At 71.7% G+C, this 21,528-nt stretch carries 20 protein-coding genes; 11 read left to right on the top strand and 9 right to left on the bottom strand.

Annotated features, from left to right (window positions below; genetic code table 11):
- Nucleotides 1-58: 58 nt before the first annotated feature.
- Nucleotides 59-1,348: an MFS transporter gene (locus ACWGI6_RS26950; protein WP_453269909.1), complete on the top strand. Its 1,290-nt coding sequence runs from the start codon at nucleotides 59-61 to the stop codon at nucleotides 1,346-1,348.
- An 82-nt stretch (nucleotides 1,349-1,430) separates the two neighbouring features.
- Here ACWGI6_RS26950 and ACWGI6_RS26945 read toward each other — a convergent pair whose 3' ends face one another.
- Nucleotides 1,431-1,667 (bottom strand): hypothetical protein, encoded by a 237-nt coding sequence (locus ACWGI6_RS26945; RefSeq protein ID WP_453269896.1) that lies wholly within the window; start codon nucleotides 1,665-1,667, stop codon nucleotides 1,431-1,433.
- Nucleotides 1,668-1,732: 65 nt separating this feature from the next.
- Between ACWGI6_RS26945 and map the strand changes: the two genes are divergently transcribed.
- The gene (gene map, locus ACWGI6_RS26940; RefSeq protein ID WP_453269895.1) at nucleotides 1,733-2,590 is read left to right on the top strand and encodes a type I methionyl aminopeptidase; all 858 of its coding nucleotides are present in this window, start codon (nucleotides 1,733-1,735) and stop codon (nucleotides 2,588-2,590) included.
- A gap of 176 nt (nucleotides 2,591-2,766) precedes the next feature.
- Complete coding sequence (locus ACWGI6_RS26935) at nucleotides 2,767-3,447, top strand: biliverdin-producing heme oxygenase (protein ID WP_453269894.1); 681 nt, start codon at nucleotides 2,767-2,769, stop codon at nucleotides 3,445-3,447.
- A 93-nt stretch (nucleotides 3,448-3,540) separates the two neighbouring features.
- On the opposite strand, the gene ACWGI6_RS26930 is transcribed toward ACWGI6_RS26935, so the two are convergent.
- Nucleotides 3,541-4,203: a PhzF family phenazine biosynthesis protein gene (locus ACWGI6_RS26930; protein WP_453269893.1), complete on the bottom strand. Its 663-nt coding sequence runs from the start codon at nucleotides 4,201-4,203 to the stop codon at nucleotides 3,541-3,543.
- A 363-nt stretch (nucleotides 4,204-4,566) separates the two neighbouring features.
- On the opposite strand from ACWGI6_RS26930, the gene efeO reads away from it, so the two are divergent.
- From efeO to ACWGI6_RS26910, 4 genes are read left to right on the top strand one after another with little or no spacing between them, the layout of a single operon-like run.
- On the top strand, nucleotides 4,567-5,721 hold the full coding sequence (gene efeO / locus ACWGI6_RS26925) for an iron uptake system protein EfeO (RefSeq protein ID WP_453269892.1): 1,155 nt from the start codon (nucleotides 4,567-4,569) through the stop codon (nucleotides 5,719-5,721).
- A gap of 24 nt (nucleotides 5,722-5,745) precedes the next feature.
- Nucleotides 5,746-7,059, top strand: a complete 1,314-nt coding sequence (gene efeB / locus ACWGI6_RS26920) for an iron uptake transporter deferrochelatase/peroxidase subunit (RefSeq protein WP_453269891.1) — start codon at nucleotides 5,746-5,748, stop codon at nucleotides 7,057-7,059.
- A gap of 57 nt (nucleotides 7,060-7,116) precedes the next feature.
- Nucleotides 7,117-8,109: an iron uptake transporter permease EfeU gene (efeU, locus tag ACWGI6_RS26915; protein WP_453269890.1), complete on the top strand. Its 993-nt coding sequence runs from the start codon at nucleotides 7,117-7,119 to the stop codon at nucleotides 8,107-8,109.
- Nucleotides 8,060-8,968 (top strand): hypothetical protein, encoded by a 909-nt coding sequence (locus tag ACWGI6_RS26910; RefSeq protein ID WP_453269889.1) that lies wholly within the window; start codon nucleotides 8,060-8,062, stop codon nucleotides 8,966-8,968. Before efeU ends, ACWGI6_RS26910 begins: the two co-directional genes overlap by 50 nt.
- A gap of 109 nt (nucleotides 8,969-9,077) precedes the next feature.
- Here the strand turns inward: ACWGI6_RS26910 and ACWGI6_RS26905 are convergent, their stop codons facing one another.
- Nucleotides 9,078-9,821 (bottom strand): bifunctional DNA primase/polymerase, encoded by a 744-nt coding sequence (locus tag ACWGI6_RS26905; protein WP_393908141.1) that lies wholly within the window; start codon nucleotides 9,819-9,821, stop codon nucleotides 9,078-9,080.
- 163 nt (nucleotides 9,822-9,984) lie between these two features.
- Nucleotides 9,985-10,584, bottom strand: a complete 600-nt coding sequence (locus ACWGI6_RS26900) for a TetR/AcrR family transcriptional regulator (RefSeq protein ID WP_453269888.1) — start codon at nucleotides 10,582-10,584, stop codon at nucleotides 9,985-9,987.
- 119 nt (nucleotides 10,585-10,703) lie between these two features.
- Here ACWGI6_RS26900 and ACWGI6_RS26895 point away from each other — a divergent pair, with 119 nt between their 5' ends.
- Nucleotides 10,704-10,877 carry a DUF6243 family protein gene (locus ACWGI6_RS26895; RefSeq protein WP_453269887.1) on the top strand — a complete coding sequence of 58 codons (174 nt, stop codon included), beginning with the start codon at nucleotides 10,704-10,706 and terminating at the stop codon, nucleotides 10,875-10,877.
- Between the two features lie 65 nt (nucleotides 10,878-10,942).
- Here ACWGI6_RS26895 and ACWGI6_RS26890 read toward each other — a convergent pair whose 3' ends face one another.
- The 4 genes from ACWGI6_RS26890 to ACWGI6_RS26875 form a co-directional block, all read right to left on the bottom strand.
- On the bottom strand, nucleotides 10,943-11,932 hold the full coding sequence (locus ACWGI6_RS26890) for a small ribosomal subunit Rsm22 family protein (RefSeq protein ID WP_453269886.1): 990 nt from the start codon (nucleotides 11,930-11,932) through the stop codon (nucleotides 10,943-10,945).
- Between the two features lie 40 nt (nucleotides 11,933-11,972).
- Nucleotides 11,973-13,049: a serine hydrolase domain-containing protein gene (locus ACWGI6_RS26885; protein WP_453269885.1), complete on the bottom strand. Its 1,077-nt coding sequence runs from the start codon at nucleotides 13,047-13,049 to the stop codon at nucleotides 11,973-11,975.
- 56 nt (nucleotides 13,050-13,105) lie between these two features.
- A complete protein-coding gene (locus ACWGI6_RS26880) occupies nucleotides 13,106-14,440 on the bottom strand; it encodes a multidrug effflux MFS transporter (protein WP_453269908.1) in 1,335 nt (444 codons plus the stop codon).
- Between the two features lie 125 nt (nucleotides 14,441-14,565).
- A complete protein-coding gene (locus ACWGI6_RS26875; RefSeq protein ID WP_453269884.1) occupies nucleotides 14,566-16,200 on the bottom strand; it encodes an alkaline phosphatase D family protein in 1,635 nt (544 codons plus the stop codon).
- Nucleotides 16,201-16,365: 165 nt separating this feature from the next.
- Between ACWGI6_RS26875 and ACWGI6_RS26870 the strand changes: the two genes are divergently transcribed.
- The 3 genes from ACWGI6_RS26870 to ACWGI6_RS26860 all read left to right on the top strand — a co-directional run bounded on the left by ACWGI6_RS26870 (nucleotide 16,366) and on the right by ACWGI6_RS26860 (nucleotide 19,570).
- Complete coding sequence (locus ACWGI6_RS26870; RefSeq protein ID WP_453269883.1) at nucleotides 16,366-17,295, top strand: DUF4429 domain-containing protein; 930 nt, start codon at nucleotides 16,366-16,368, stop codon at nucleotides 17,293-17,295.
- Between the two features lie 100 nt (nucleotides 17,296-17,395).
- On the top strand, nucleotides 17,396-18,286 hold the full coding sequence (locus ACWGI6_RS26865) for an SDR family oxidoreductase (RefSeq protein ID WP_453269907.1): 891 nt from the start codon (nucleotides 17,396-17,398) through the stop codon (nucleotides 18,284-18,286).
- 243 nt (nucleotides 18,287-18,529) lie between these two features.
- On the top strand, nucleotides 18,530-19,570 hold the full coding sequence (locus tag ACWGI6_RS26860) for a trypsin-like serine peptidase (RefSeq protein WP_453269882.1): 1,041 nt from the start codon (nucleotides 18,530-18,532) through the stop codon (nucleotides 19,568-19,570).
- A gap of 52 nt (nucleotides 19,571-19,622) precedes the next feature.
- Here the strand turns inward: ACWGI6_RS26860 and ACWGI6_RS26855 are convergent, their stop codons facing one another.
- The gene (locus ACWGI6_RS26855) at nucleotides 19,623-21,353 is read right to left on the bottom strand and encodes a CocE/NonD family hydrolase (RefSeq protein WP_453269881.1); all 1,731 of its coding nucleotides are present in this window, start codon (nucleotides 21,351-21,353) and stop codon (nucleotides 19,623-19,625) included.
- Nucleotides 21,354-21,528: the final 175 nt, after the last annotated feature.

Here is a 21,528-nt window from a genome sequence, read left to right as displayed (position 1 = left end):
CTTCTCCGCGGTGCTGCCGGATCTGGCTCCCTGGCGCTCCTCGCGCGAGTTCCGGCTGATGTGGTGCGCGGGCGCGATCACGGTCTTCGGCAGCTTTCTGACCTTCGTGGCCCTGCCTCTCCAGCTGAAGCTGCTGACCGGCTCCACGTTCGCGGTCGGGGCGCTGGGCGCGGTGGAGCTGATCCCGCTGATCGTCTTCGGTCTCTACGGCGGTGCACTCGCAGACTCCCTCGACCGCCGCCTGCTGATCGTGTGGACCGAGGCCGCGCTCGGCCTGGTCTCCGTACTGCTGCTGCTCAACAGCCTGCTGCCGCACCCGCTGGTGTGGCCGCTCTACGCGGCCGCGGCGGCATCCAGTGCGCTGACCGGTCTGCAGCGGCCGGCCCTGGACGCCATGGTGCCGCGGATCGTCCGGCACGATCAGCTCGCCGCGGCCGCCGCCCTCAACTCCCTGCGCTGGCAGCTCGGCGCCATCGCCGGGCCCGCGCTGGCCGGCGGGCTGCTGGCCCTCGCCGGGCTGCGCTGGGCGTACGCCATCGACGCGGTCACCTACGCGGTCTCGGTGCTGCTGGCCCGGAAGCTGGCGCCGTCACCTGCTGCGCACGACGCCGAGCGGCCGTCACTGCGCGGGATCGCCGAGGGCGCGCGCTATGCCTGGAGCCGTAAGGAACTGCTCGGCACCTATGCCGTCGATGTCCTCGCGATGCTGTTCGCTTTCCCGCTGGCGATCTTCCCGTTCCTCGCCGATGACCTCGACGCCCCCTGGGCGCTGGGGCTGATGTACGCGGCGCTGCCCGCCGGGTCCTTCCTGGTGAGCCTGACCAGCGGCTGGACCGCACGGATCCACCGCCAGGGCCGCGCGATCGCGCTGGCCGCCGCCGGCTGGGGGCTGGCGGTGGCGGCCGCCGGACAGCTGCGGCACGTCTGGCTGGTGCTGCTCCTGCTGACCCTGGCCGGCTCGTGCGACATGATCAGCGGCATCTTCCGTTCGGCGATGTGGAATCAGACCATTCCCGACGAGCTGCGCGGGCGGCTGGCCGGCATCGAGCTGCTGTCGTACTCGGCGGGTCCGCAGCTGGGCCAGGTCCGGATCGGCGGCATGGCGGCGCTGACGAGCGTACGGGCGTCGGTGTCGGTGGGCGGCCTGCTGTGCTTCGCCGGGGTCGGGCTGCTGGCGCTCGGGCTGCCGAAGCTGATGGCGTACGACGCCAGGACGGATGAGCACGGCCGACGGCTGCGGGAGCGCCGGGCCGCCGCTGCCGGGGCCCATGACGAGGACGGTGAGCGGGGCGGCGACGGGGCCGGCCCCGGCTCCCGGACCCCGGACGCGGACCCGGCACCGGCCTGAGGCGGGGCCGCGGCGCGGCACCGCGGGGGCCGCCCCGGCCCGGGGTGCACCGAAAGCCGCGCCCCGGGCCGAAAGAAGGGGCCTAGTCCTCCCCGGCGCTCTTCCCCTGCTCCGGGTCGTCGTGCCACTTCGGGTCGGTCTCCCACTCCAGATTCCGCTCTCGGGCGATCTCCATGGCGTGCGCGGCCTCCTCGCGGGTGCCGTACGGACCCAAGCGGTCGGCGGCGCGGCACTGGGGCCCCTCCTCGACCTTCTGGTGTTCGAGGCAGTAGAACCACTCACCGGGCTTGCCGACCGTACGCCTCTTGAACAGCGCCATTGCCGCCTCCTGTGGATACTCTGTGCCACCATCCTGCCCGACGGCCCGCGGATACACTCGCTGGCATGTCTGGCCAGTCGCTTCTTGTCCCGGGGAAGATCTCCCCCACCCGCCCCGTCCCCGCTTCGATCGCGCGCCCCGAGTACGTCGGGAAGGACGCACCCACCCCGTATACGGGGCCCGAGGTGCAGGACGCCGAAACGATCGAGCGGATGCGGATCGCCGGCCGGATCGCCGCGCAGGCGATGGAGGAGGCCGCCAAGCTGATCGCGCCCGGTGTGACGACGGACGAACTGGACCGGGTCGCCCATGAGTTCATGTGCGACCACGGCGCCTACCCGTCCACGCTCGGCTACCGCAGCTTCCCCAAGTCCCTGTGCTCCTCGCTCAACGAGGTCATCTGTCACGGCATCCCGGACTCGACCGTCCTCAAGGACGGCGACATCGTGAACCTGGACGTCACCGCGTACATCAACGGTGTGCACGGCGACAACAACGCCACCTATCTGTGCGGCGAGGTGGACGAGGAGTCCACGCTGCTCGTCGAGCGCACCCGTGAGGCGCTCCACCGCGCCATCAAGGCCGTCAAGCCGGGCCGGCAGATCAACATCATCGGCCGGGTCATCGAGTCGTACGCCAAGCGCTTCGGCTACGGAGTGGTCCGTGACTTCACCGGTCACGGCATCAACTCCTCCTTCCACTCCGGCCTGATCGTCCCGCACTACGACAGCCCTCACCACACCACCGACATCAAGCCCGGCATGACCTTCACGATCGAGCCGATGCTGACGCTGGGGTCGCACGACTACGACATGTGGGACGACGGCTGGACGGTGGTGACCAAGGACCGTAAGCGGACCGCGCAGTTCGAGCACACGCTGGTGGTCACGGAGACCGGGGCCGAGATCCTCACGCTGCCCTGACGGAAGCGGGGCACTTTTACCGACAGGGCGTCGGGAACAGGCGTAGGCTCGTTACCGACAGGACGTCGGGAACGGGTTGACTTAGGTAAGCCTAAGTAGTTAGGTGAACCCAGCGTCGGCGGCTCGGCGGAGCCGGCCTGTTCCCGTCCGCTCCCCTCGGTCCCCGGAGGTCCGCCTTGGAAGCGTCCAGCCCGACCCCGTCCACTGCGTCCGCTCCCTTTTCCGCGGTCATCCGCACCGCGTCCCACGAGCAGCACACGGAGGCCGAGAACTCCTCCTTCATGAGCGACCTCCTCGGGGGCAGGCTCGGCGTCCCGGCCTACCGGCGCTACACCGAGCAGCTGTGGTTCGTCTACCGCGCGCTGGAGGACGCCTCCGCGCCACTGTCCACCGACCCGGTCGCGGGCCCCTTCATCCGCCCCGAGCTGGCCCGCACCCCCGCGCTGGAGCGCGACCTCGCCCACCTCGGCGGCCCGTCCTGGCGCACCGGCCTGGAACCGCTCACGGCCACCGCCGCCTATGCCGACCGGGTGGCGGCCTGCGCCCGCGACTGGCCGGCCGGCTTCGTCGCCCACCACTACACCCGCTACCTCGGCGACCTCTCGGGCGGCCAGATCATCCGCGGCACCGCCGAGAAGACCTGGGGCTTCGCCCGCAAGGGCGACGGGGTGCGGTTCTACGTCTTCGAGGACATCGCCAACCCGGCCGCCTTCAAGCGTGAATACCGGGCACTCCTGGACGCCCTGCCGGTGGACGACCTGGAAAAGCAGCGGGTGGTCGACGAGTGCAAGCGCGCGTTCCGGCTGAACAGCGCGGTCTTCCAGGAGCTGGGCGAGCAGTTCCCGCTGAGCGCGTAGGAGGCGGTGCCCCCGCCCTGCCGTTGACCGCCCCGCACCCGGCTCCGCACGCCCCGCCTCCCGCCCGTCGGAGCGCTACGGCGCATCGGGGCGCTACGGCGCGTCGGGGCACACCCGTCCGCCGATGGCGACGGTGCCGTCCGGATACGTACGGGTGAGGATCCGGGAGCCGGCACCCTGCCGGATGTCGAGCGGGCGTCCCAGCTCGTGGGACAGCAGCAGGGCGGCGGCGCCGGTCGCCTCGTCCTCCACGACGGCGTCGCCGCGCCGCGGGAAGGCCCGCGCCCGGACCGTGCCCGCGGCCTCGTCCTGCCAGGCCCAGGCGTAGAGCCAGCCCTCCCCCGGCGGGGGCGCGGGCAGCGCGTCGACCTCGGCCGCCGAGGCGTACCGCCGGGTCGTACGGGCGGTCACCCACTCCGGGCGGCCGTGCACCCAGACCATGTCCCCCTCGAAGCGGACCGCGACCTCACCGGCCGGCGGGCGCAGGGTGCGCGGCGGCCGCCCCAGGCTCCGCAGCAGCCAGGCCAGACCGACCAACGGGTAACCGGCGAACGGGAGCCGGACGCTCGGGGTGTGGATGTCGGCGGTGCCGCGGGTGGCGTCGTCGAGGAACACGGTTTCGCTGAAGCCGAGTTCGGCCGCGAGCGCGGTCCGCTCGGCATCGGGGACGGCTGCCCCGTCGCGGATGACGCCCAGCACATTGCCGCCGGCCCCGTCCGGTCCGCAGAACACCCGGAGCACATCAAGTTCGGTCATCCGGACAGTGAATCGCAGGACCGGGCGACGGACGACGGATACGGGGTGCGGCCGGGCCGGGCCGGGCCGCCGTGGACCCCCCGGTGGCCGGTAAAGGTGACTTGCCACCCGCAGACCACCTTTCCGCTGGTCATGAGCCGTCGCACCACACGACCCTTACTTTGACCGATACATGACGCTTCCGTGACCGGGCACGCGTCAATCCGTGATCGAGCCGTTGTTCATGAGAGCGGGATCACTGGACGGGGCGGGCAAAACTAGGTAAGCCTCAGATAAGTTAGGCCCGCCTTAGTGGCGACCGCAGTGACTGTCTATCGTTCCTGTACGTCGATTCCGTACAACCGAGCCCGCCTGGAGCCCCGTATGCGAGCCCATCGCTCCTCCGTCGTCGTCGCCCTCGCGGCGGCCACGGCCGTCACCGCCGTCGCCGGCTGCGCCGCGAAGAACGACGGCAAAGGAGACGGCGGCAAGGGTGCCATCGAGGTGACCGCGACCGACTCCAGCTGTGAGCTCTCCGCCAAGGAATTCCCTGCCGGACATGTCCGGTTCGCGGTGCAGAACAAGGGCTCCAAGGTCACCGAGGTGTACGTCTACGCGCCCGGCGACCGGATCGTGACCGAACGGGAGAACATCGGCCCCGGCACCCACGCGGAGATCACCGCGGAGATCAAGGCCGGTTCGTACGAGGTGGCCTGCAAGCCCGGCATGAAGGGCAACGGCATCCGCCAGAAGGTGACCGCCGGCGGCAAGGGCGCGAGCGCCCAGCGCGACCCCAAGCTGGATGCCGCGGTCGCCGCGTACCGCAAGTACGTCCAGGAGCAGGCCGACCGGACGCTCCCCGAGGCACAGAAGTTCGCCGACGCCGTCAAGAGCGGCGATGTCGGGGCCGCCAAGAAGATCTACGCCCTCTCCCGGGTGGGCTGGGAGCGCACCGAGCCGGTCGCCGAGTCGTTCGGTGACATCGACCCCAAGGTCGATGTGCGCGCCGACGGCCTGGAGAAGGACCAGAAGTGGACCGGCTGGCACAAGCTGGAGAAGTCCCTGTGGGAGGAGAAGAAGATCTCCGGGGACGACAAGAAGCTCGCCGACCGGCTCATCACCGATCTGAAGGACTGGCAGAAGCGGGTCGGCAAGGCCGAGATCACCCCGACCAGCATGGCCAACGGCGCCAAGGAACTGCTCGACGAGGTGGCCACCGGCAAGGTCACCGGTGAGGAAGAGCGCTACAGCCACACCGACCTGGTCGACTTCCAGGCCAATGTCGAGGGTGCCGAGAAGGCGTACGAGCTGCTGAAGCCGGTCGTCGCCCAGCACGACGCGACGCTCGCCAAGGAGCTGGACAAGCAGTTCAAGGCGATCGGCACGCTGCTCGACAAGCACCGCGACAGCAAGTCCGCCGACGGCTTCGCCTCCTACGACACGGTCGGCAAGAGCGAGCGCAAGAAGCTCTCCGACGGCGTCAACGCGCTGGCGGAGCCGCTGTCCAAGCTGGCCGCCGCCGTGGCCACGACCAAGTAGTCCGCCGCCAGGCAAAGGATCACAATGACGCAGGACGACGGCACGACCACCGAGGAAAACCGGGCCGCACAGACCGCCGACGGACGCGCCCCGTCCCGCCGTTCGCTGCTCGGCTGGGGAGGTGCGGGCCTGGCGCTGGGCGCGGTCGCGGCCGGCGGTACGGCGGCGGCGCTGCGCACCGGCGGCGACGCCCAGCCGGCCGGCGCGGACGCGACCTCGCGCTCCGCGGTCACCTTCCACGGCAAGCACCAGGCGGGCATCGCCACCGCCGTCCAGGACCGGCTGCACTTCGCCTCCTTCGATGTCACCACCGGCGACCGCGACGAGCTGATCGCGCTGCTCAAGGAGTGGACGAAGGCCGCGGCGCGGATGACGGCCGGGGACGCGGTCGGCGACGGCGCGGTCGGCGGGCCGGCGGAGGCGCCGCCGGACGACACCGGCGAGGCGCTCGGCCTGCCGCCGTCCCGTCTCAGCCTCACCTTCGGCATCGGGCCGTCGCTGTTCGAGAAGGACGGCAAGGACCGGTTCGGCATCAAGGACAGGCGGCCCGAAGCGCTGATCGATCTGCCGCAGTTCCCCGGCGACAACCTCGACAAGGCGCGCAGCGGCGGCGATCTGTGTGTCCAGGCCTGTGCGGACGACCCGCAGGTGGCGGTGCACGCGATCCGCAACCTGGCCCGGATCGGCTTCGGCAAGGTCGCGATCCGCTGGTCGCAGCTGGGCTTCGGCAAGACGTCCTCGACGACACCGGACGCGCAGACCCCGCGCAACATGTTCGGCTTCAAGGACGGCACCCACAACCTGGCCGGCACCGACACCGCCGCGCTCGACCGGCACGTCTGGGTCGCGGACGGCGCGGCGAAGGGCAAGGAGAGCTGGATGGCCGGCGGCTCCTATCTCGTCGCGCGCCGGATCCGGATGCACATCGAGCCCTGGGACCGCACCTCGCTCACGGAGCAGGAGGACATCTTCGGCCGGGACAAGGGCGAGGGCGCGCCGGTCGGCAGGAAGCACGAGCGGGACACCCCGCATCTGAAGTCGATGCTGCCGACCGCCCATGTCCGCCTCGCCCACCCGGACTCCAACGGCGGGATACGCATCCTGCGCCGCGGCTACTCCTTCACCGACGGTACGGACGGCCTGGGGCGGCTGGACGCGGGGCTGTTCTTCCTCGCCTACCAGCGGGACGTACGCCAGGGCTTCGTCCCGCTCCAGAAGCGGCTGGCGGCCGACGACGCGCTCAACGAGTACATCCAGCACGTGGGTTCAGCGGTCTTCGCGGTGCCGCCGGGCGTCCGGAACGCGGACGACTGGTGGGGCCGTGCGCTGTTCGCCTGACACCGTCGACGCCGGAAAGAAGAGCGTCGACTTCATGAAGGAAGGGACAAAACCGACGTGTTCGGCAACTACCTGATCGGTCTGCGCGAGGGTCTGGAAGCCAGCCTCGTCGTCTGCATTCTCATCGCCTATCTGGTCAAGACCGGACGGCGGGAGGCGCTGCGCCCGGTCTGGCTCGGGATCACCTTCGCCGTGGTGCTGTCGTTCGCGTTCGGTGCGGCGCTGCAATTCGGGTCGCAGACCCTGACGTTCAAGGCCCAGGAGGCGCTGGGCGGGTCGCTGTCGATCATTGCGGTCGGCCTGGTGACATGGATGGTCTTCTGGATGCGGCGCACCGCACGGCATCTGAAGAAGGAGCTGCACGGCAAGCTGGACGCGGCGCTGCAGATGGGCACCGTGGCGCTGGTGGTCACCGCGTTCCTGTCGGTGGGCCGCGAGGGCCTGGAGACCGCGCTGTTCATCTGGACCGCCGCGCAGTCCGCCGACGACGGTGTACGACCGCTGGTCGGGGCGCTGCTGGGCCTGCTGACGGCCGTGCTGCTGGGCTGGCTGTTCTACCGCGGTGCGGTGCGCATCAACCTGGCGAAGTTCTTCACCTGGACCGGCGGCATGCTGGTGGTGGTCGCGGCGGGCGTGCTGGCGTACGGCTTCCACGATCTGCAGGAGGCGGCCCTCCTGCCGGGGCTGAGCACGCAGGCGTTCGACATCAGTGCACAGATCCCGGTCGACAGCTGGTACGGCACGCTGCTGAAGGGCATTTTCAACTTCCAGCCGGACCCGACCGTCCTTCAGGTCACGGTGTGGGCTCTGTATCTCATCCCCACGCTCACGTTCTTCGTCGCCCCCGGTAGGGTTGCGCCGAATCGTGCCACCCCGGCGGCCGCCCAGTCCGCCCCGGTCGCCCCGAAGGAGCCCGAGCCCCATGACACGCAGGTCGCCGTTCCGGGTGCCCGCAACACTGACGTCGACGACAGCGGCGCTGGTGATACTGAGCGGGTGCATGACGGTGCACGGCGAGAGGGAGATACTGCCGGCGGTCTCGAAGGCTGAGGGCGGCAAGGCTCTCACGCACTTCACCGAGAGCTTCAACAAGGCCAACCGCCGGCTCGATCCGGCGCTGAACCCCTCCTTCGAGGGGGGCGCGCTGCTCGCCATCGACCAGGCCGGGATAAAGGCGGCACACGCCCTCCGGCCGCAGGGCAATCCGGGCTTCGACGCCCTGGCCCTCACCGATCCGCACTTCACCGTGCCCAAGCAGGCGGGCTGGCCGAAGTACTTCATCGCGGACGCGGCCAGCAACCGGAAGAACGCCCGTGGCCGGAACACCCGCTGGTTCCTGGTGTTCAGCCGCAACGGCATCGATGAGCAGTGGCGTGCGGTGTATCTGGCGACGTTCGCGAACAACAAGGCGCCGGAGCTGAAGACGGACGGGAACGGCTACGCGGAGGCGGTGCCCGCCGACGCGCAGTCCGGTGTCACGGTCGATCCGGGCAAGCTCAGCCGTACCTACGCGGACTACCTCAACACCGGCAAGGGCAGCGCCTTCGCCCCGGGGCCGCAGACCGACGGCTGGCGGGCCCGGCGGGCCAAGGACGCCAGCCGGCCCGGCCAGCGCATCATGTGGGAGGACTCGGCAGCGGACTACCCGCCGGTGGCGCTGCGGACGAAGGACGGCGGTGCGCTGGTGTTCTTCTCGACCGTCTACCACCAGCAGCAGACGCTGTTCGCCGGGGCGTCGATCTCGGTCGGGAGGCTGAAGGGCCTCCTGGAGGGGCCGCCGAAGAAGACCAACCGGATGCTCTTCACCACCGTCTCTGGCCAGACGGTCAAGGTGCCCGCCAAGAGTTCCGGGGGGAAGGTCACGGTCCTCGACCGGATCGAGGCGAAGACCGCGGTGAAGCCGATGTAGCCGGCCGGAAACCGCTCGTACGCACAAGGGCCGTCGGGGTGAACCCGGCGGCCTTTCGGCGTGCGCGGGGGGTGAGCGGAGGGTGTCCGGGCAGGGTGTCCGGGCCCGCTCAGCGGCCGATCGGCCAGGCCGCGGCCTCGTGGTGGTGCGGCTCGCGGTCGTTGAACTCCGCGCAGGCGTCGGTGAGCGACTCCAGCAGCGTCAGCGGGTCGGGCAGGGGCAGCTCGGGCCCGCGCAGCCAGGTCACCGCGGGCTGCTCGCCGGGCAGCCGCGAGGGCGGCAGCAGCGCATAGCTGCCGCGGCAGTGCCAGCGCAGCCCCGGGTGCTCGTCCAGGGTCTCGGGGTGGCAGTCCAGCTCGCAGGGCCACCACTCGTCCTCGTCGTCCGGGGTGCCGCGGGTGGCGGTGAAGAAGAGCATCCGGCCGTCGAAGCCGGCGCCGCTGAGGGTGATCGGTCCGACGTCGATGCCCGCCGCGTCCAGCCGCCCCAGGGCGCTGCGGCCCGCCTCGACGGGGACGTCCAGCACGTCGTGGGTGATGCCGGTGGCAGTGATGAAGTTGGCCTGCGGGAGGGTGCGGACCCAGGCGGCGACCTTGTCGCGGTCGGTGGTGGCGACGGTCTGCCAGCCGAAGGAGACGGGATGCCGGCCGGGGGTGGGACAGCCGATGCGCTCACAGGAACAGCCGTAGCCGGAAGGGTGCGCCGCAGGCGCCACGGGGAAGCCCGCGTCGACCGCCGCCAGCAGCAGGTCCTCGCGGCTGCGCGCAGCCGCTGATCCCGTGTCCGTATCGCCGCCGTCCGATCCGCTCTTCGGCCGGCGCAGCCACTGGGAGAACCTGCTCTTGCGTTCCATCTATCCCCTCACTTCGAGCGGTGGTCTGGGATCAATGCTGCCACCATCCTGCGCCTCGGGTGACCGGTGTGGAGATCCGGGGTGAACGAAGGGCAGACCAATACCGGCAATTCAGGTCATCGACGACAGGATGCCGCCGTCGGCGCCCGGCCGCCCGGTGCGCTCAGCCGCGTGGCCGCAGACCGCGCAGCGCCTGGTCGACAAGGGTGTCGACATAGTCGTAGGTCAATTCGCCGGTACGCATCAGCCAGCGCTGTGAGAAGGGACTCAGCACCATCTCGGCGGCGATCCGCACATCGATGTCGTCGGCCACCTCGCCCGCCTCCTGGGCCGCCCGCAACCGCTCGACGTAGACGCGGATGCCGGGCTCCAGCAGCCGGGCGACGAAGGTGCGGGAGAGCTCCTCGTCGTTCGCGCCGGCCGCCGCGAGGGCGCGGTAGGGCGCCTGGAAGACCTGGTCGTTGAATTCATCGGCGGTGGCCCGCAGCACGAACTTCAGGTCCGCGGCCAGGTCTCCGGTGTCCGGGAGGCCCGCCGCGTAGTCCTCGTCCGTGTCGGCGGTGAACGCGTCCAGCAGAACGGCGGCCTTGGAGGGCCACCAGCGGTAGATCGTCTGCTTGCCGACCCCGGCCCGGGAGGCGATGCCTTCGATCGTGAGCTTGTCGTAGCCGACCTCGCCGACGAGGGAGAGGGCGGCATCGAAGATCGCCCGGCGGGAGCGTTCGCTGCGACGGGAGGAGTCGGGGGCTGCTTTGTCGGCCATACGCGGAGTCTAGCGAGAGGGAGGCGAGACGTATCGTCTTGACGAGACGGGGCGTCTCACGCATAGTGAACCCCCAGCGAGACGCTTCGTCTCGCCTGTTGAGGAGAAAGGGGATTCCCATGAGCAAGGGCAATGCGGGCGGGATGCTCGGAGTCGGCGGCACCCGCGCCAAGCTCTCGCGCGGCGCGCTGCGCGGCGGCGGTGGCGCGGACCGCGGCGGCCGGGGACGGTCCGACCAGGACCGACGCCGTGAGCTGCTGCGCAAGTTCCAGGAGCGGGCGCGGGAGGAGTGAGCCCCCTCGAACGGCGCACGGTCCGGGGCGGCGGGGCTGAAGTCAGGACCAGCGCGGGGGCGAGGTCAGGACCAGTCGTCGCCCCAGGTGGCGTCGCGGGCCGCGCGGTAGTGGGTGCCGTGCCGCTTGGTCACCGTGGTGCGCTGCAGGCCGTCCTGTGCCGTGCACAGGTCCAGGAGGACCTGGCCCTTGCGGAGTTGGGGCTTACGGATGATGCGGGCGGGGGCCGGGGCGGCGTCGAGGGTGGTCGCGGCGACGTAGCTGAACTTTTCGTCCTCGTACGGGAGGGAGCCCCCCTTGACCTGACGGTGGAGGGAGGAGCGGTTGACCCGGGCGGCGAAGTGGCACCAGTCTCCCCCAGCTACCGATGGGGGCGCACCCAGCCTCTGGACAAGCGGGACGATGGGGCAGGTGTCGCTGTGCGGACAGGGTGCGACGATGCGCAGACCGGCTTCGGTGAGCTGGGTGCGGGCCTCGCGGATGCGGAGGTAGCCCTCGGGGGTGCCGGGTTCGACCAGGACGACGGCCGTCGCCGCTGCGGCCGCTGCGGCGACGACGGCGCGGCGGTCCTCGGGGCGGAGTTCGCCCAGGACGTAGGAGACGGTGACCAGGTCCGTGCCGGCCGGGACCGACAAGCCCTCGCCGATGGTCTGCCGCCGCCATTCCGTGTCGGGCAGGGTCTTGGCGGCCAGTTCCCGGCCGAGATCGAGGGCGGGCTGTGCCCAGTCCAGGACCGTGCTGCGGTGGCCTTCCCAGGTGGCCGCGGTGGCCCAGATGGCGGCGCCGGTGCCGCCGCCGATGTCCACATGGGTGGCCGGGGACCAGTCCGGGACCCGCGCGGCGAACGCCGCCAGCGCGGCCCGTACCGCCTCGAAGGTCGCGGGCATCCGGTAGGCGGCGTACGCCGCGACATCGGCGCGGTCCCGCAGCACCGGCGCGTCGGTGGGCGTACGGCCCCGGTAGTTGGCGATCAGCCGCTCGACGGCCTGCGCGGCCTGTTTGGGCGGCAGACCGTCGAGCAGGCCCGCCAGCGCGGCGCGCAGTTCCTCGTGCATGGGAGAAATTCTACGGGGCCCCACGGGGTGCCCTGCCTGCTCAGGTGGCACGGGACACCGCGCGGGCCAGCCGGGTGGCGGCCGCCGCGCGCGGGGCGCTGCCGCCGTTGCGGCGCCGGGGGTGGACGGTGTTGGCGAGCAGGACGAGGAAGGTGTCGGTGGCACGGTCGAGGACCAGGCTGGTGCCGGTGAAGCCGGTGTGCCCGGCCGCGCCGCGGCCCGCCAACTCCCCCATGAAGTACGGCTGGTCGACGCCGAAGCCGAGGCCGGGCGGATCGAGCAGCGCGGCGACCGCGCCGGCACCGAGGACCCGCACGGAGCCGTATGCGCCGCCGTTGAGCAGCATCCGGCACAGCACGGCCAGGTCCTGGGCGGTGGAGAAGAGACCCGCATGGCCGGCCACCCCGCCCAGCGCCCAGGCGTTCTCGTCGTGCACCTCGCCGCGGACCATGCCGCGGTCCGCCTTGGCCCAGGGCCGCCGCTCGTCCTCGGTCGCCGCCACGCCCTGCGGCGCCAGCGGGCCGTAGGAGGTGCTGGACATGCCCAGCGGGCCGGTGATGCCCTCGCGGATCAGGGCGTCCAGCCGCTGCCCGGTGCGCCGCTCCAGGATCAGCTGGAGGGCGATGAGGTTGAGGTCGGAGTAGCGGTGCCCGGCGCCGGGGCGGCCGCTCGGGGCCGCCGCCTCCGCCCACAGGAGTGCCAGTTGGTCGCCGCGGTCCCGGTGGTCGTGGAACGGCAGCTCGGGGGCGAGCCCGGAGGTGTGGGTGAGGAGCTGCCGTACGGTGATGCCGGGGGCGAAGGCCGACAGATCGGCGCGGACCTCGTCGTCGAGGGCCAGACGGCCGCGTTCGATCTGCTGGACCGCGGCGATGGCGGTGAAGAGCTTGCTGAGCGAGGCGAGGTCGAAGACCGTGCCGACCCGCATCGGCTCCCACTGATCGCGGGGCAGATCGACGCCGCGGTCCCGCTCGGGGTCGTAGGACCGGTAGCGCAGCGCCCAGCCCGCGGCGGCCTCGGCGGCGACGACGGGGCCGCGGCCGGCCAGCACGACGGCTCCGGGTGCCCAGGGCGGACGGCCCTCGGGCAGCGCCCGCACGCCGCGGACCAGCCGCTCCATACAGGCGGGGTCCAGTCCCGCCCGGGCCGGCGTGCCATAGGTGAGTCTCGGTGCGTTCAGAGCCTGGTCCTCTCGCCGGCCGTGCTCCCGTTGCTCTCCCCCCTACGCTGCCACGGGCGGCACATTCCCAGGAAGCTCACGAGCGCCAATATGGCGCAGGAGAGCTGTACGAGGGCCATCGGCAGGGCCGTCCGCTCGCCCGCGATGCCGACCAGCGGGGAGGCCACCGAGCCGAGCAGGAAGGTGGAGGTGCCCAGCAGCGCGGAGGCGGAGCCGGCCGCATGCGGGGTGCGCAGCAGCGCCAGGGTGTTGGTGCTCGGCATGACCAGGCCCATCGCCGCCATGAGGACGAAGAGACCGGCGGCCACCGGGACCAGCCCGACGCGGCCGAAGACGCCCGAGGACATCACGAGCAGACCGGCCCCGGCGAGCGCGACCACGGCCAGCCCGGTGCCCAGCACCTTGTCGAGCCCGACCCGGCCGACCAGGACCTTGCCGTTGAACTGGCCGACGAGCACCAGGCCGACGGAGTTGATGCCGAAGAGCAGGCTGAAGGTCTGCGGGGAGGCGCCGTAGATCTCCTGGACCACGAACGGCGAGGCGGAGATGTAGGCGAAGAGGGCGGCGAAGGCGAAGGCGCCGACGAGGAGGTAGCCGGAGAAGGCCCGGTCGGCGAGCAGATCCCGCATGGTGCGCAGGGTCTGGCCGAGGCCGCCGGAGTGCCGGCGCCCGGGCGCCAGGGTCTCGTCGAGCCTGCGCCACACCAGGAGGGTGAGCGCCACCCCGACGACGGTGAGGACGACGAACACGCCGCGCCAGTCGGTGATCTGGAGGATCTGGCCGCCGATGAGCGGGGCGACGACCGGTGCCACTCCGGAGATCAGCATCAGGGTGGAGAAGAACCGGGCCATCGCCACGCCGTCGTACAGATCGCGGACCACCGCCCGCGCGATGACGATGCCGGACGCCCCCGCCAGGCCCTGCAACAGGCGGCAGGCGATGAGGAGTTCGGCGGTGGGGGCGAGCGCGCACAGGGCGGTCGCCAGGACGTAGATCACCATGCCGGCCAGCAGCGGGCGGCGGCGCCCCCACTTGTCGCTCATCGGGCCGACGATCATCTGGCCCAGCGCCATGCCCGCCAGGCAGGTGGTGAGGGTGAGCTGGACGGTGGCGGCCGGGCTGTGCAGGGCGGCGGTGACCTGCGGCAGGGCCGGCAGATACATGTCCATGGAGAGCGGCGGGACCGCCGTGAGGCCGCCGAGGACGAGGGTGACCAGGAGGCTGGTGCGGCGGGACGCAGTCCGTGCAGCCGGTGCAACCGGTGCTGCTGCCGCGTCCCGCTCGGCTATTGCGGGAAGGTCCTGGGGATCGGCCGCGCCGGACTCCGTCATCGTGTCTCCATGGGTCATCGAGGGCTGCACCATGGTGTCATGCACGGGACGGCTCCCGGCCGCTTCCGGACCGGTCCCTTGGGCGGAGGACGGAGGTACTGAGGTCCTAGGACGGACGTCCCGGGTCAGGCGGGCTTGAGCCCCGGATCGCCCGCCTCGGAGACGAAGGAGGCGGCGGTGTGGACCGGCGCCCCGGGGGTGGTGACGGCGGACACCGTGCGGTAGTCGCCGCGGGCGGTGTCGTGGTCGAGGGTGACGGTGACATAGCCGCGCCGGCCGTTGTAGAACTTCATGTGCGGGTTGGCGGCCATGAACGTGGCCCAGTTGGCGGGCTTGTCCGCGCCGTCCTTGCCGCTGGCGATCGAGGTGGTGACGAACTCCACCCCCGCGGTGCGCGAACCGGGGTCCTTGAAGTCCTTCTTGACGTCCATGGCGTAGTGGACGTGCACATCGCCGGTGAGGACGACGAGGTTGTCCACGCCCGCCGACTCCGCGCCGGCCAGGACCCGGTCACGGGAGGCCGCATAGCCGTCCCAGGCGTCCATGCTCAGCCGGTGGCCGGCGCCGGTGGCGTCGCGCCGCTCGGAGAAGGTGACCTGCTGCGGCAGGACGTTCCAGCGCGCGGCGGACTGCCGCCAGCCGTCGATCAGCCAGCGCTCCTGGGCGGCGCCGGTCAGGGTGCGCCCGGGGTCGAGAGACTCCGGGCCCGGGGCGTGCCAGCCGTCGCCGTAGGCCTGGTCGGAGCGGTACTGGCGGATGTCGAGGATGTCGAACTGGGCGAGCTGCCCGTACTGGACGCGGCGGTAGAGCCGGGCGTCGGCGCCGTTGGGGCGCTGCGGGCGGCGCAGCGGCTGGTTCTCCCAGTACGCGCGGTAGGCGGCGGCCCGGCGGACGAGGAATTCGGCGGGCGGGAGGTTGTCCTCGCTGATGTCGGAGGCGTAGTTGTTCTCCACCTCGTGGTCGTCCCAGGTGACGATGAAGGGGTGCGCGGCGTGGGCGGCCTGCAGGTCAGGGTCGGACTTGTAGAGGGCGTAGCGCAGCCGGTAGTCCTCCAGCGTGACCGTCTCGTGGTTGAAGTGCGCGGGCAGCTTGCGGTCGGTGTAGTTGCGGACGCCGCCGACCGCGCTGACCGGGTACTCGTAGAGGTAGTCGCCGAGGTGGAAGACGACGTCGAGGTCCTCCTCGGCCAGGTGCCGGTAGGCCGTGAAGTAGCCGTCGTGGTACGCCTGGCAGGAGACCGCGGCGAGCTTCAGGGCGGAGATCCGGGCAGCGCGGGCGGGCGCGGTGCGGGTGCGGCCGACCGGGCTGACCCAGCTGCCGGCGCGGAAGCGGTAGTAGTAGACGCGGTCGGGTGCGAGACCGGTGGGCTCGATGTGCACGGAGTGGTTGAACTCCGGGTGCGCGTCGGCACGGCCCTGGCCGGCCAGCCGCTTGAAGTGCTCGTCGTAGGCGACTTCCCAGCGGACGGTGACTCTGGCGTTCGGCATGCCTCCCCCACTCGGCTCGTACGGGCGCGGTGCGAGCCGGGTCCACAGCACGACGGAGCCGGGCTGCGGGTCTCCGGAGGCGACGCCGAGGGTGAAGGGGTTCTCGGTGATCTTGCGCGCATCGGCCTCGGCGGCGTGAGCGGCGCCCGTGCCCGGGAGGTTCGTCGTGAAGGCGAGGGCGGCGGCGGCCCCGGTGGCGGTGAGAAAGCGGCGGCGGCCGAAGTGCGCGGCAGCGGCCCGGATCTCCTGCTCGTGCGGTGCGTGGTGAGTCATCTGGCCCTCCCCTGACGGCGGTTGTCCCCAGTGATTGGAGGGCCGCGGGACGGCGCGACGCTGTCCCGTGTACGACTCATGCATGGCCGTCGGATGATGACTGGGCCCGCAACGGACGCCGCCGGACAATCACGGCACCCGACGTGCCTCCGTAAGATTCGGGGCATGGCTGAACTGATGGTGCGCGACGGCACCTGGACCTTCGACGGCGAGGCCGTGCGCATCGTGCCGGGGCACGAGCGCGGGGTCCACAAACTCCGCCAGGATCTCGGTGAGTTCACCGTGCCGCTGGTGGCGATGGCCGGGATCGCCTACGAACCGGCCCGCAAGGGCGGCCGGCTGCGACTGCGGCTGCGGGACGGCGCGGATCCGCTGCTCCAGGTCACCGGCGGCAGCCTGCCGGACGAGGCGAACCCGTATCAGGTGGCCGTGGACGCCACGCGGGCCGATGTCGCCGAGTACTTCGTGGACGCGGTGCGGCAGGCCCTGATGCTGGAGCAGATACCGGACGGTCCCACCGACCGCTATCTGCTGCCCGGCCCGGCCGTACCGCTGTCGGCCGCCGGGGTGGACGGCATCGCCTCCTTCGACGGGGAGCGGGTGCATCTCGAATGGCGCTGGAACACCAGTGAGACCAAGCGTCACTGGGGCCCAAGGGACTTTGTGCTGGCCGGCCTGGAAGCGGTGGAGTGGCGGGCCGCCGCCGGGCTGGAGTCCGGCTACCTCCGCTTCCGGACGCGCGGGGCGGGCGAGCGGATCGCGCCGGAGCACGACCCCAACGCCATCGAGCTGTGGGGCTTCAAGAAGGAGAGCGGCACGACGGCGCTGCTGGCGGCCGCGGTCGCGGCCCGGATGCCGCATCCGTCGGCCGGCCCGGACAAGGCCCTGCCGGTGAGCGCCCCGGCCCGGCTTCCGGCCGCGACGCCCGCCCCGGCCGCCCCGACGGCCCCCGGCGCCGCCCGCGCCGACGACCATGACGCCCTGCTGCGCCGGCTGCGCGAACTGGGCGAACTGCGCCGCGACGGCATCCTCACCGAGGAGGAGTTCGCCGCCACGAAGGCCGCGGTCCTGCAGCGCTTCCACACCGCGGGCTGAGTCGCGGCGGCTGCGGCCCGTCCGCCCCCCGTACGCCGTTTACGCTGCCGCCATGGCAGAGAACACAGAGCCGGCACCGGCCGCGCGGACGACGACGCCGATGGCACGGGCCGGGCAGGTGGGCGGCACGGCGACCGCGAACCGGCCCACGCTGCCGGCCCCCACCTCACGGGGCGGGCAGAGCACACAGACGGCACCGGCGCCGCAGGAGGTACGGCAGGGCGGAGCGGCGCCCCGGAAGGTCGCCGTGGTCACCGGCGCCGGCTCCGGCATCGGGCGGGCGGTGGCCCATGCGCTGGTCGCCGCCCACTGGACGGTGGTACTGGCCGGGCGGCGCGCCGAAGCCCTGGCCGAGACCTCCCGCCTGGCGGGCCCGCTGGGCGCCGACGGCCCCGCGATCATGACGGTGCCGACCGATGTCACCCGCCCCGACGAGGTGGACGCCCTCTTCGCCACCGTCCGCGAACGCTTCGGCCGGGTCGATCTGCTCTTCAACAACGCGGGCACGTTCGGCCGGGCGGCGCCGCTGGAGGAGCTGGCCTACGACGACTGGCGCGCGGTCGTCGACGTCAACCTCACCGGCTCCTTCCTCTGCGCCCAGGCCGCGTTCCGCGCCATGAAGAGCCAGGAGCCGCAGGGCGGACGCATCATCAACAACGGCTCGGTCTCCGCGCACACGCCGCGCCCGCACTCCGTCGCGTACACCGCCACCAAGCACGCGATGACCGGACTGACCAAGTCGCTCTCGCTGGACGGCCGTCCGTACGGCATCGCCTGCGGCCAGATCGACATCGGCAATGCGGCGACCGAGATGACCGGCCGGATGCAGACCGGCATTCTGCAGGCGAACGGCGAGCTGACGGTCGAGCCGGTGATGGACGCCGCGGATGTGGCCCGCACGGTGGTGCACATGGCGGCGCTGCCCCTGGCGGCCAATGTGCAGTTCGCGACGGTGATGGCGACCAACATGCCCTATATCGGGCGCGGTTGAGGCCGCTGCCCGGCGGAGGGAAACGGCTGCCGGGCCGGATTGCGGCGCTCGCCGGGCGAGGTTGAGCCACCGCACCGGCCCGGGGCGCCGAATCCTCGTACGACCCCTGCCGTCCGGTCGCTTCCGATGGCACCCTTACCTCGGATCCGCACCACTCATCTGCCGGGGCCGCCCTCGCGCGGCCCCGTTCCCCCGCGTCCGCGCGCGCCCTGTCGCGTGCGGCACCCGCAGAAGGAGTTACGCGTGAGACGAACCGTTCGTGGCATACCGGCAGTTCACGGCATACCGGCGCCGCACCCCGCGCGCAGGTCCCGGGCCGCCCTCGGCACCCTGACGGCCGCCGGTACGCTCCTCGCCCTGCTGCTCCCCACCGGCTCGGCCGCCGCCGCCCCGCAGGACTCCCACCGCTCCCCCACCCCGCAGACCGCCCCCGGCTCCTTCTGGACCGCGGACCGGATGCGCGCCGCCGCTCCCCTGGATCTCGCCGCACCCGCGCAGCACTCCCCCGCGACCGCGGTCCCGCGCAGCGCCCCGCTCAAGGTCTCCCCCACGCTCCCGCAGCTCCCGAAGGTGCCCTCACCCGCCTCGCTGCTCCCCGGAACCCTCCCCCAGGCCGGCGGGCCCTGGACCGGCGGCGGCGCGGTCACCAAGACCACCGGCCGGGTGTTCTTCACCTACCAGGGCCGCACCGCCTCCTGCTCCGGCGACGCGGTGACCAGCAGCAACAAGAGCACCGTGCTCACCGCGGGGCACTGTGTGAAGCTGGGCGGCGCCTGGCACACCAACTGGGTCTTCGTCCCCGGCTATCACGACGGCGAGGCCCCGTACGGCAAGTGGCCGGCGGCCAAGACGCTCTCCACCCCTCAGTGGACGGCGAGTGAGGACATCAACTACGACGTCGGTGCCGCGGTCGTCGCCCCGCTCGACGGCAAGAAGCTCACCGATGTCGTCGGCGGCCAGGGCCTGTCCTTCAACTCCGGCTACAGCAAGGCGATGTACGCCTTCGGCTTCCCCGCGGCCGCCCCGTACGACGGCAGCAAGCTCATCTACTGCAGCGGCACCACCTTCAAGGACCCGCTGTTCTCCACCGACCACGGTCTGTCCTGCAACATGACCGGCGGTTCCAGCGGCGGCCCCTGGTTCACCTCGTTCGACGAGAAGACCGGCACCGGCCTGCAGACCTCGGTGAACAGCTTCGGCTACCAGTTCCTGCCCGACACCATGTTCGGCCCGTACTTCGGCGACGACGCCAAGAACCTCTACACCACGGCCCAGTCGTCCTGACCTCCTGACCCCGCTCCCCGGGGGCCGTACGGACGGACTCCGTGCGGCCCCCTTACCCGGCCCCTGCCGCCCCCGCCCCCGCCCCCTCAGGAACGACCGGCAGCAGCAGAAACGACGGATGCCGCCCGCCGCTGACCAGCGTCGTGCGGCCCGCATAGACGTCCGAACCCCGGTCCTCGGCATCGGTGTGGACGAAGGTGCCGTTGCCCCGCATCGCCACCCCGAACGCCGACGGCCACGGCCCCGCGCCCGGAAACTCGAAGTCCCGGCCCTGCACCGATACGCCGAGGCGGTAGCCGGCCGGGATGAGCACCGACGTCGGCCAGATCTCGATCCGCAGATCGACCGGTTCGCCGGGGGTGAGCGGCTGTCGCTCGTCGAAGGTGTGCCAGGGCCGGTACGGCTCGCTGCGCGCGGGGTCGAGCTTGCGGAGCGAGGCCCGCAGCCAGCCCAGTCCGATCGCCCCGTGCGGGTCCATCGCGCTGGTGAAGGTGACGTCACGGCCCCCGGGGTCCTGCACCCGGAGGGTGAGGAAGAGATCGGCGTCCGCCGTCGACGAGGCCACCCGCAGCGATGCCGACGCCGGCCCGGTCAGCTCCAGATCCTCCGTCAGCGGCTCGGTCCAGAACGTCAGACCGTCCCCCGGCGCATCGAACTCGGCGCTCCGCTCGGCGGGGTCCGGCGCCGGCGCCAGAGCCCGGCGCGCCAGATCCAGGTGGAACCGCGTCCACTCCGTCCGCGCCAACGGCCATTCCTCTTCCGGTCGTTGCTCAAAGCTGCCGTCGGCCCGCCGCACATTGAGCAGGACCGGCGGCTGGTCCTCCCAGCCGGTGTCCTGCCCCTGGAGGAAGTGCCCGAAGAAGCGCTTCTGCAGGCCGACCCCGTAGTCCGTGTAGAACTCCACCCAGTGCTGCAGCCCATGCACTTCCAGCCACTTCCGCTCGCTCGCGACGCCCGCATAGCCCTCGAACCCGCCCCGGGTGTGCAGGTGGTGCGCCCAGTTGACCGCGGACAGCACGGGGACGGTGATCCGCGACAGGTCCGCGGTCCGCTCCCGGTAGTACGCGTCGAGCAGCGCATGGTCGTGCAGCGCGGCGACCGTGTCGGCGGCGTTCTTGGCCCGCTCCTCGTCGCTCAGGACCCCGGGGCCGGTGACCGGAACGCCCGTGATCCGGTGCCACGGGCTGTGGGGCGCGCCGTGCTGCACCGACGCGACCTGGACCGGATACCACTGCTGCAGGAAGTCGTGCAGGATCCCGCCGTGATGGGTGAGTTCACGGTAGAAGTCGGTGGCCCCCTCCCAGGGGCAGATGGCGGCGAGGTGCGGCGGCCGCAGCGCCGCGACCTGCCACTGGTTGACGGCATAGTAGGAGATGCCGAGCAGCCCCACTTTGCCGTTGCTCCAGGGCTGGACGCCCGCCCACTCGATGCAGTCGTAGTAATCCTGCGTCTCCCGCGGCGAAAAGATGTCGAGGTAGCCCGGTGACCGCCCGGCGCCACGCGAATCCACCCGGATCACCACGTAACCCTCGGGCACCCACTTCTCCGGATCGACGGTCTCCCAGTTCTGGTACCGGTTCGAGGACCCGGCGACCGCATCCGGGTGTTCGGCCTCCAGGGTGCGCCACATGGGCGCGAACCCCTCTTGGAAGGCAAGCCCCTTGGCGTACGGACCATGACTCATGATCACGGGATGGGTCCGGCCGTCGTCGGGCAGGAACACATCGGCGCGGAGCTGCACCCCGTCGTCCATGGTGATCGGTGCATCCCAGTCGACGAGCATCACACCGCCCTCGGAGCGAACCCCCGAAGCACTGCCGCGACCCTGCCCGCCCCCACCGACGGCCGGCCGCGGTTCCCTCCTTCCATTGTCCGCGGGTATCGGTGGAGGCGCCACGGCGTGACGGCGGGGAGCGGAAACGGCGGGGACGGCAGGGAACGGGAACGGCGGGGACGGC

The organism is Streptomyces sp. NPDC054786, assembly GCF_053611685.1.
Note: the sequence above shows the minus strand (reverse complement) of the source record. Positions and strands in the feature narration are given on the sequence as shown.